General features: G+C 37.7%; 9 protein-coding genes. All 9 read right to left on the bottom strand.

The window, feature by feature from the left end:
• Positions 1-152: 152 nt before the first annotated feature.
• The 9 genes from rlmH to C9J34_RS19780 all read right to left on the bottom strand — a co-directional run bounded on the left by rlmH (position 153) and on the right by C9J34_RS19780 (position 9,816).
• On the bottom strand, positions 153-632 hold the full coding sequence (rlmH, locus tag C9J34_RS19820) for a 23S rRNA (pseudouridine(1915)-N(3))-methyltransferase RlmH (protein WP_107841905.1): 480 nt from the start codon (positions 630-632) through the stop codon (positions 153-155).
• A gap of 90 nt (positions 633-722) precedes the next feature.
• A complete protein-coding gene (locus tag C9J34_RS19815; RefSeq protein WP_107841904.1) occupies positions 723-887 on the bottom strand; it encodes a CxxH/CxxC protein in 165 nt (54 codons plus the stop codon).
• Positions 888-1,042: 155 nt separating this feature from the next.
• A complete protein-coding gene (locus C9J34_RS19810; RefSeq protein WP_107841903.1) occupies positions 1,043-2,317 on the bottom strand; it encodes a S1C family serine protease in 1,275 nt (424 codons plus the stop codon).
• A 209-nt stretch (positions 2,318-2,526) separates the two neighbouring features.
• Positions 2,527-3,315, bottom strand: a complete 789-nt coding sequence (locus tag C9J34_RS19805) for an MBL fold metallo-hydrolase (protein ID WP_107841902.1) — start codon at positions 3,313-3,315, stop codon at positions 2,527-2,529.
• A gap of 12 nt (positions 3,316-3,327) precedes the next feature.
• Positions 3,328-4,140, bottom strand: a complete 813-nt coding sequence (locus C9J34_RS19800) for a two-component system regulatory protein YycI (protein WP_107841901.1) — start codon at positions 4,138-4,140, stop codon at positions 3,328-3,330.
• Complete coding sequence (locus C9J34_RS19795; RefSeq protein WP_107841900.1) at positions 4,127-5,458, bottom strand: YycH family regulatory protein; 1,332 nt, start codon at positions 5,456-5,458, stop codon at positions 4,127-4,129. The genes C9J34_RS19800 and C9J34_RS19795 overlap by 14 nt, the downstream gene beginning before the upstream one ends.
• Complete coding sequence (gene walK / locus C9J34_RS19790; RefSeq protein ID WP_107841899.1) at positions 5,455-7,305, bottom strand: cell wall metabolism sensor histidine kinase WalK; 1,851 nt, start codon at positions 7,303-7,305, stop codon at positions 5,455-5,457. The genes C9J34_RS19795 and walK overlap by 4 nt, the downstream gene beginning before the upstream one ends.
• A gap of 6 nt (positions 7,306-7,311) precedes the next feature.
• Complete coding sequence (gene yycF / locus C9J34_RS19785; protein WP_107841898.1) at positions 7,312-8,022, bottom strand: response regulator YycF; 711 nt, start codon at positions 8,020-8,022, stop codon at positions 7,312-7,314.
• A gap of 321 nt (positions 8,023-8,343) precedes the next feature.
• Positions 8,344-9,816 carry a M23 family metallopeptidase gene (locus tag C9J34_RS19780; RefSeq protein WP_107841897.1) on the bottom strand — a complete coding sequence of 491 codons (1,473 nt, stop codon included), beginning with the start codon at positions 9,814-9,816 and terminating at the stop codon, positions 8,344-8,346.
• Positions 9,817-10,230 lie beyond the last annotated feature (414 nt).

Below are 10,230 nucleotides of genomic sequence, written 5' to 3'. Positions count from 1 at the left end.
ACATTCGCTTCATCGCCTTTTCTTTCAATGAATAAATCAGCTGGATTTTTCGTTCTTTAAAAGTGGTTATGACTTTCTAGACAAGCCTTCCTTTATTTAACACAGATTATTACTTTCCAAAAATTATGAAATACTATGTCTCTAAACCTCACTTACTTATGGTACGGAGCATTATGAATAATCCTAAAACTCCGATAGATCTGCTCCACCAACACCAACTTCATCAACTGATGCGGCAAGGTCATTTTCCCAAAACATAGCTTCTCATCTGCACGCTTCAATACATCTGTATGCAAACCAAGCGAGCCGCCAATCACAAAGGCAACTTTACTTTTCCCATATGTCATCAACGCATCTAAATCCGCTGCCATTTCCTCACTCGTTTTCATTTTGCCATCTAATGCAAGGGCAATGACATGGGTGCCATCTTGAATTTTTGCCAAAATGCGTTCGCCTTCCTTTTTTTTGACGAGCTCCATTTCGGCATCGGATAGCTGCTCAGGGGCTTTTTCGTCAGGAACTTCGATGAAATCGATTTTTGCGTAGCTGCCGAGGCGTTTGGCGTATTCGTCGATACCCATTTTTAAGTATTTTTCTTTTAGTTTACCTACGGAAATGATTGTTATATTCACAGCTTATCCACCTTTACAATTCATTTACAAACATCTTATCCACAGAAGTTATCCACATATCAACAAGTGAATTCAATATATTGTGTAAAGTTATTTCCTTGATACAATATATGCAGCCTGCTCTTCACAGTAGTCACATTTTGTGGATAACTTTTCGTCATTCGATAGTTTATCCATAATTGGAAAATCTTCATACTCTGCTACAAACATGTCTAATGCATGATCTATATGAGTTTCACAGCTAAATTTTTTCATTTTTTACAACCTCCAATAATCTGAAATTTCCACAAACTTATACACATTCTCCACAATGTTATCCACAACCTATTGTAACAAAGAAAAAACAAGTAGGAAAGAACGCTCTTTCTCTCCTACTTGTTGTGCATGCATACTTTGTTAGTTATCCACAATTACAATGTTGCATTGTTATTCAATGTTAATTGCAATTCGACGATTTCGCCTTGTCGATATACTTTTAATGTTAATGTATCACCAACTTCTTTCTCATTGTATAAATGTTTGCGAAGCTCGATTGAGTTTTCAATTTTATTGCCATCCATTTCGACAATGACATCATATTGCTGCATGCCAGCTGTTTCTGCTGCTGAGCCGCGCACCACATCTGTTACAACAACACCAGTTGTAATTTCCTGTGGAATTTTTAATGTTTGTTGTTGATAGAAGGCAGGTACTTCTGTTAAATCAAGTAGCGATACACCCATTGTTGGGCGCTTCACTTCTCCATGTTGCTCTAATTCCTCAATGATTGGAATCGCTGAATTTATTGGAATCGAGAAACCTAAGCCTTCAACAGATGATTGAGCAATTTTCATTGAGTTAATACCAACTAACTCCCCTACGATATTAATTAGAGCACCACCACTATTACCTGGGTTGATTGCTGCATCTGTTTGTAATACTTCTGTTTGCCAATCCGCTTGGCCGTCATTGTTTAAATCAACAGGTACTGAACGATCTTTCCCTGAAACAATCCCTTTTGTCACAGAGCCATAAAACTCTAAGCCTAATGGATTTCCAATGGCAATAACCGTTTCACCTTGTTTTAATACGTCTGAATCACCAAATTTAGCAGTGGCTTTCACATTTTTACTATCAATCACAACAACCGCTAAATCTGTCCAAATATCATAGCCAACTAATTCTGCGTCTTCTTTAGAACCATCCGCAAGCGTTACCTCTAATTGCTGCGCACGGTCGATTACGTGATGATTTGTTACGATAAATGCCTTATCTCCATCAATTTTATAAATGACACCCGAGCCGCTTCCTGTCTGTTCAGAAGATGTTGATTGGTTCCAAAAATTCGTCACTTGCTGAATATTTGTAATACCAACAACTGCATCAGATACTTGCTCTACTGCACTTATCACATCTGATGACACTTCCGTTACACTTTGGTGGATTGCCGTGTTGCTAGTAGAATTCGTTGCTTGATTCGACTGTTCTGTACCTGGCAGTTGCCCTACAAGGGAAGGGAGTAGTAACCATACAAGAAGGGCACCTACAATAACACCTGATAGTCCACTCATAAAGTATCCGACTTTGCTACCTCCTTTATTTTTTCTTTCACGCTTTTTTTGTGCTTCTAGTTCTTCGCGACGTAAACGCTCTTGTAATGGCGTTAATTGTTGTTGTTCTGTGTTATGCTCTTCAAAATTCGTCATATGAATCGTCCTTTCGTTCATTTGTTATTATTAGCATACACATCAAACATTAAAATTAGATGAAAATTAATTAAAACTGCCATAAAAAAATTGGCTAACAAGAAAGCAGGCGGGCACACCGCTTTCTTGTTAGCCATTTATGTTAGTTTGAAATGTGGATCATTTTGAAGCACTGAATTGTGGGTTAGTCATCTAAATTTCAAAGCGACTTACACCATCACCAATTTCGTTGGCTCTTCCGCATCTGTATCATGCAAATGAACGAGTTCACCTGCAATAATACCGCATGATTGCAATGTTTGCGCAACACTCATACGCGCTAAGTCTTTCATATTATTATCTCTACTTAAATGGGATAAATAAATTTGTGTTGGCTTATCGAAAATAACCTCGCTCATGGCAACGGCTGCATCTTCATTTGAAACGTGACCAACATCGCTTAAAATACGGCGTTTAATGCTCCACGGATAGCGCCCCATTTGCAACATACCAATATCGTGATTACTTTCGAAAACGAATGCATCTGCTCCGCGAATATGACCTTTCATACGGTCGCTCACATAGCCTGTATCTGTTATGACAGCGAGCTTGCGCCCTTCTTCATGGAAAACATAAAACATCGGGTCTGCTGCATCATGGGAAACGGCGAACGATTGAATATCTAGCGAGCCAAATGATTTCAGTGCTTCCATCTCAAAATGAAAACGTAAATCGACTGGGATATTGCCAATATGCCCATCCATCGCCGTCCAAGTTTTCTCATTTGCATAAATAGGCACATTATATTTTCGCGCAACAACACCTAATCCTTTAATATGGTCGCTATGCTCATGTGTCACTAAAATACCCGAAAGCTTTTTCATATCTCGGTCAATTTTAGCGAAAAGCTGCTCCATTTTTTTACCGCTTAACCCGACATCTACTAAAAAGGCATGTTCATCATTTTCTACGTAAACAGCATTGCCTGTACTTCCGCTAGCTAAAACACTAAATCGCATCGTCAAAACTCCCTACTCTTCTTCTTCCTCTACTGCCTTTACATCGAGCTGCATATCAACAACTTTTCCTTCAACCGCATTGACGAAATATTCCTCGACTGTGCCTTCTGGTGTTCGCACACGCACTTCCCATGTTGGTGCAAATACTTGCGTCTGTGTAAATTGGAACAGTGTCGAATAACCTAGCTCCATACGTGTCACAACTGAATCTGGTTTAATTAAATTGCGCGCATACAATACTTGAATAATTTGAATCGGTGGTAGCAGATTTTTTTTCTTCTCCAATTCCTCTAGCTGTTCAAGCATTGTTTGCTCATATAGATAAACTTCACCTTGTTCCGTAAAATAAACTTTTACTAAACCCTTCAACGAATAATAAAAGGTGCGATCTTGCAAACGCTGGAAATAAATTGCCGTGCCTTCCTCTTTATTAATATCCCATAATGTATAAGAGGCACCGTCATTTACATACTGCTGTATAAATTCTTGAAAGCCTGTTGCCTCCATATTACGTAGCTTTATAGGCTTTTGTAATGCCACAATCAAGGTATCGCCATCCTCTACACGATACATTGTATTCATGCCTTGCGATGCATCTGGTAAATCAAATAACTTAACCTTACCAGATATATAGGCAGCCTTCTCTATAGTAGGCAAATCCGAGTACGTAATATTATCATCCTTCAATTTAGCCTCTATATTTTTTTCACCTAAAACCTCTACATTTTGATTTTCCTTATAACTATCTACATACTGTGAATATAAAAATATATTCAATACTAGAAAGACAAAGATGAATATAGATTTCGTTTTATTCCAATCCATATTCAGCACCTCCTGACCGCTCTGGAGTGAGGCGTTCCCAGCCACTTTCTGTGAGCATAAACCAGTTTGGCTCCAGTGTAATTAGTTGCGCATCTGCATCATGTACTAAATAATAACCGATAACTAAATCATCTATTTCATTTATATCTGTTTTTAAATTAGATTGAATTTGCTCAATTATTTGAGGTCCTGATGCCAGCTCCTTTGCTGCTTTATCATCAGGAAGATTCATATCAAACACATAATACGGTCTGCGATAACGGAAAATACGGTTATCTCCCCATGTTGTTGAAATACGAGTAAACGTCGTATCGCTATATACAGGAAGGTCCTCGAAAAACATCCGATAATCAATAATATGCTTTTGATAATTCATTGCAGCAAAACGGTAATCCTCTGTAATACCGCCATGCTCATTTAAAAAATCGATGCTGTCCTTTATTAAAATAGATGCTGCAATCGGTGAAAGGCTTTCCGCAGGAGGATAAACATAATGAATGGATTGATTCTGTGCGTCTAGCCTCATTAAAGACATGCCATCTGTATACTTTTCAGTTTGTGCACTTTCAATATTACGTTGCACAATATTCGGGTCTGTAAATAATATCTTTTTCAATAGGTCTGTTGAAATCGTTCCGACAGAATACGTATAGGGCAAAATTTCTGTTGGATTTGTTAAAACATATAATGACGTCGTACCAGGTCGTTCAATTTCCATATAACTGTCCAATTTTGCCGCGCGATCAATAAAATTACGCTTAAAGGCCGCTTTGTCATAGACCTTCACAAAAGAGCGATATAATGTCCGATTATCGGCGTTAATAAATAAAAATTGTAACTGACCTGCTACCGTTAACTGGCTCCAATCAATAATGATACGGTCAAATGTCGTTTCTGGGATATCTTTATTATCATGAAATGGCAAAATAGACGCAAATGTAGGCATCGGAATATCAGCTTGGAACAATAGCGTCATGCGATTTGGTGCCCGTAACATTTCATTCAGTTTATCATCCGCTAAATTATGATTGATTAATGTTAAATCATTAGCTTCCATATTTGAAAACTCGTCCATTAATGCATCAATCACCTCGCTCGAGACAGTGCCTGTAAAATCTTCCTCAGCTTTAAAGAGCAGACGGTACGGCTTCACTACTCGATTAAGTACCTTCTGTTCTCCTAATGTAATATGCTCAATTTGTATATCCTCAATTGTTTGGTACTTCGGCTTATAGTTCCATGTTAAAAAAGTTAATGCCATGCTGAGTGCAATGAGAAGGAATAGAATAACTGATTTTATATGCTCAATATACTTCATCCCCAATCCTCCTCTTCATTCAATTCACATGGTAATGTGAAGAAGATTGTTGTTCCTTTTCCTTCCTCACTTTCCGCCCAAATTTTCCCTCCATGCGCTGCTATCATATCTTTCGCAATTGCAAGCCCTAAACCTGTGCCACCCATCGAACGGGCACGCGCACGATCCACACGATAAAAGCGTTCAAAAATACGCGTTAAGTTTTCTTTCGGAATTCCCATCCCATCATCAGAAATCATGACTGTTAGTATATTATCATTGACCGTAAAGCCAAAGCGAATATTGCCGCCATCTGGAGAGTACTTCAATGCATTCGAAATAATATTATCGATAACTTGCGTTAATTTATCCGTATCGATTTCTACAAAATAGCTTGTTTTCGGCAATAAGCGCACAAACGTAACATTTTGTGATTTTGACATTTCAAAACGATCAATAATGCGATGTAAAAACTTATTAAATTCTACAAATTCCTTCGTTAAATCATAGTCTTGGCTATCCATTCTTGATAGCTGTAGCAAATCATTGACTAGACGAATCATGCGCTCCGTTTCAGTTTGCGTAACATTCAAAAATGTCGGTGCTATATTTTCATCTCGCCACGCACCATCTGCAAGCGCCTCTAGATAGCTACGCATCGTCGTTAATGGTGTACGCAATTCATGTGACACATTGGATACAAATTCACGGCGCTCCATATCAATTTTCTCTTGCTCCGTAATATCATGTAATACTGTAATTAATCCATTGACAAAACCTGTCTCTTTTTGAATAACCGAAAAATTAGCACGCAAAATATAAGGGGCCTCCTGTGTGCTAAAATTTAAGCTTAGCGGCTCCTTCATATGAATTAGATCTTCAAAGCTATAATTTTGATCTATGCCTAGCGCAGACGCAATCGGTCGATTCATCATCGCCTCACGCGTAACATGTAATAAATTCAATGCTGGCTCGTTAATTAAAATGACCTTCCCTTTACGATCTGTCGCAATAACACCATCTGTCATATTACTAAGCACGGTCGCAAGTTTGCGGCGCTCAGCCTCTGTCGTTGATTGTGCCTCCTGCAAGCGATTTGTTAAATGGTTGAAGGCAATTGCTAACTGACCAATTTCATCCGTCCCATAAACACGTACTTTACGTGAGAAATTGCCCTTTGCCATCGCTTGTGCCTGCTTACGCATATCAGAAATAGGTCGTGTGATGGTACGAGCAATTAAAATTCCAAGTATAATCGTAATAATCAAGGACATCGCTGTCCCTACCGCAAAAATACGGTTAATATCGCCCATCTGCTCAAATACTTTTTCTATGTTGGATTCAATATAAATAACACCGATGACTTCACCATCTGGCCCTACTGTATCTAATACAGGCTTTGCAAGTACCCACATGCGCTTATTCGTTTTATTATCATAGTAAATTGTATCAATTAACGCTTCAGCAGCCATTGCTTTACGTACTAGCTCATCGGTAGAACGCTGCCCAACAATGGATTGATTGCTGCTTTCAGATGTTGCTAGTATTCTACTCCGATAATCAATGACGCGAATTTCTTTAATATCACGCACTGAAATATCACCAGTTGAAAACTCACGTAGTAAAGAGCTTAAGCTTTCCTCTAATTGTGGTGATGTATCATTGCGCTCACGTAAAATCTCTTCACGAATGCTATATTGAACAAGGTCAATACGCTGAAAAATAGACTCCTGAAAGCTCGTTTTTAAATTTTGCTCTAGCTCCCTTGAAAAGTACAGCCCTATAATTTGCAAAGCGATAATAATGAGCAAAATATAAATTAAAACGAGCTTTACGTGAACAGATTTAAAAAAACCGACTTTTTGCATAGTTGCTTACTCCTGTTCAGGATTTCGTAAATAATACCCTACACCTCGACGTGTCACAATCCATGTAGGATGACTTGGATTATCCTCAATTTTTTCACGCAGTCGACGAATCGTTACATCCACTGTTCGTACATCGCCAAAATAATCATAGCCCCATACCGTTTGCAATAAATGCTCACGCGTCATGACTTGCCCAATATGTTTTGCTAAGTAATGCAGCAACTCAAATTCACGATGTGTTAATTCAATCGCTTCATCGCGTTTTAATACTAAATAAGCATCTGGTTGAATTGTTAAGGAGCCGACAACAATATCATTGGTTTCTTCGACAGCTTCCTCCACTTGTGCGATTACATTAAGGCGACGCATATTCGCTTTCACACGTGCAATTAATTCCCTTGTGCTGAAAGGCTTCGTTACATAATCATCTGCACCCATTTCAAGCCCAAGCACTTTATCTATTTCAGAGCCCTTTGCTGTTAACATAATGATTGGGAAATTGTATTTTTTACGCACTTCACGACATACTTCCATGCCATCACGCTTCGGCAGCATAATATCTAAAAGCATTAAATCTGGCTGTTCTTCCTCCACCTTTTGCAATGCTTCATCCCCATCATAAGCACAAATAACTCGATAACCTTCTTTTATTAAATTAAATTGCAAAATATCTGCAATCGGCTTTTCATCATCTACAACTAAAATCGTCTTTTCCATCTATATCTTCCTTTCATTTTAAAAATATTCATCTATTTATAACGGTTGTAATATTTAAAGTAGTATATAGGAAGGTTCCTCAAAAACTCCCTCCCTTAACTGTATCATGCTTTGCGTTTTCGCGCATTAAACAGATATTTCATTTTTGTTATTACCTATATTTTATTTCCCGAGAAATAATTGATTTTGTCGAAATATAGAATAGCGTTATCTAAAATAAAAAACCGCAGAAATGCCAATCACTTCTATAACGATTTGAGATTAGGTTTAAAAAAATAGCTATCGGAAAAGCCTTGCATAAGCACGCTTTTCCGATAGCCTCTATTTTAGATAAGATAATGGATTTACAACTGAGCCATTTTCATGCACTTCAAAGTGTAAGTGTGTACCTGTTGAGTTACCTGTAGAGCCCATAACGCCAATTGCTGAGCCTTGTGCAACAACTTGTCCAACAGTTACATCAATTTGTGAAAGATGTGCATAAATTGTTTCATAACCATTATTATGATTGACTACAATTTTATTGCCGTATGTGCCATCCCAACCTGTAAATGTTACAACACCATTATCGGCGGCTTTAATTGTGTAGTTAGAAGGACGTGCGATATCAATACCACGATGGAATCCACCCCAACGACTTCCCATATGGCTTGAAATGTAGCCACCGTTTGTTGGCCATGTAAATGTGCCCGTACCACGTGATGGAATGACTTTCGTACCAACTACAACAATGCGATTTGAAGGCTCTGAGATGATATTTTCATCTTTGACAGCACGCTCTGTGCGCTTGCCATTTTCAGTGGTAATTAAGTAAGTGATTTCCTTTTTACCGTCTGCCCCTTCTTGCTTTACTACCTTCTCACCTTTAAGCATCGTTTCATCTTCTTCAACAATTTTCGCATGATCGATTGCTTCAACTTTGAATTTTTCCTCAACCACTTTTACTGTGATAAAAGGTTTATTCACTGTCACATTTAATTCTTGATCAATTTGTAAAACAGTCGATGCATCGATTCCTGGGTTAAGTTCTATTAGCTCAGCGGTTGTTAAACCATGCTCCTTTGCAATAGACCCTAGTACATCACCAGATTGAATTGCATATTTTTGCTGCTCAAGCATTCCTGTTTGTAAAAACTGAACCGCTTCTTCAACCTTTAATATTTCATTCGGTTGTACTTTCGCTTCTTCACCATTTACTTCCGCTGATAGTGAAACTTCTACAATTCGTGTTTCATCATCCTGTAAAACGGGTAATTGAGCAGTAGTTGGTTGATTGAGTGCTTCTAGCGCATCTTCTGTTACATACTGAAGCTTTAATTGCTTCAATACTTGCTCAAGCGCTTCTTCATTTTCTACGTAAGCGATTGTTTCACCGTTTACATTTAATGAATGTGCATCTGCTTCAACAACTAATTCAGCTTCTAATTTTAACAATGTTTCTGCATCATTCGCACTTGCTTCGAAAACTTGCTCTGAAATAATTTCAATGTTGGAATGTGCATCAACTACTAGTCCAACATATTTTTTACTCACTTGTTGTTCTTTTTTAGCAAGTAATTCTTCAACTGCTTCTGGGTTTGAGACAGCACCTATGTAATTATTATTTGCATATATATGATAAATCTTACTAAACGTAACGTTTGCCTCTGCCTCTTTAATAAAACCAAAAGGTATAATTAGTGTAGAAAGCAGTAAAGTAGTAACCGTCACTCTTTTTATTTTTGTCTTTGATTGTTTTAATAGGCTATTTAGCTGTCTATGAGCATCTTTTGCTGTATTCCATTTCGAACTCATTGTAAAGCCCCTTCCAAAATCCATCCTATATCTAGGACTATTTTCAGTGTAAAATCACACTTTAACACTGTAACATACTTTTTAGTTCATTTGAACTGTTTCGCTATTTTGTAATGAAACTGTATTATTTTAAAAAGTTTTGTTACATTCAATTACTATATAGAAAAAAGAGTAGCAAAGCCCTTCCCTTACGCTATTTTCACAACTTCACTACTATAATTTACTAGCATTTTGTTCGTTTCATTTATATTCAAATTCTATTTATTCTAAACATAAAAAAACTGTAAAAAGCGATAGTCTCACCGCTTTTTACAGTTTTTTAATTACTTTTCTGGCATTCATCCCGCCACTTATGAAAGCGGGGGACTTCTGTATCTGCCGCTTCGCTTTCGCGCAGAAAACATTGCTGAATCA

It is taken from the genome of Metasolibacillus meyeri (assembly GCF_003049505.1).
GTDB lineage: Bacteria > Bacillota > Bacilli > Bacillales_A > Planococcaceae > Metasolibacillus > Metasolibacillus meyeri.
The sequence above is the reverse complement of the archived record's forward strand: the minus strand, read 5'-3'. Positions and strand labels throughout refer to the sequence as shown.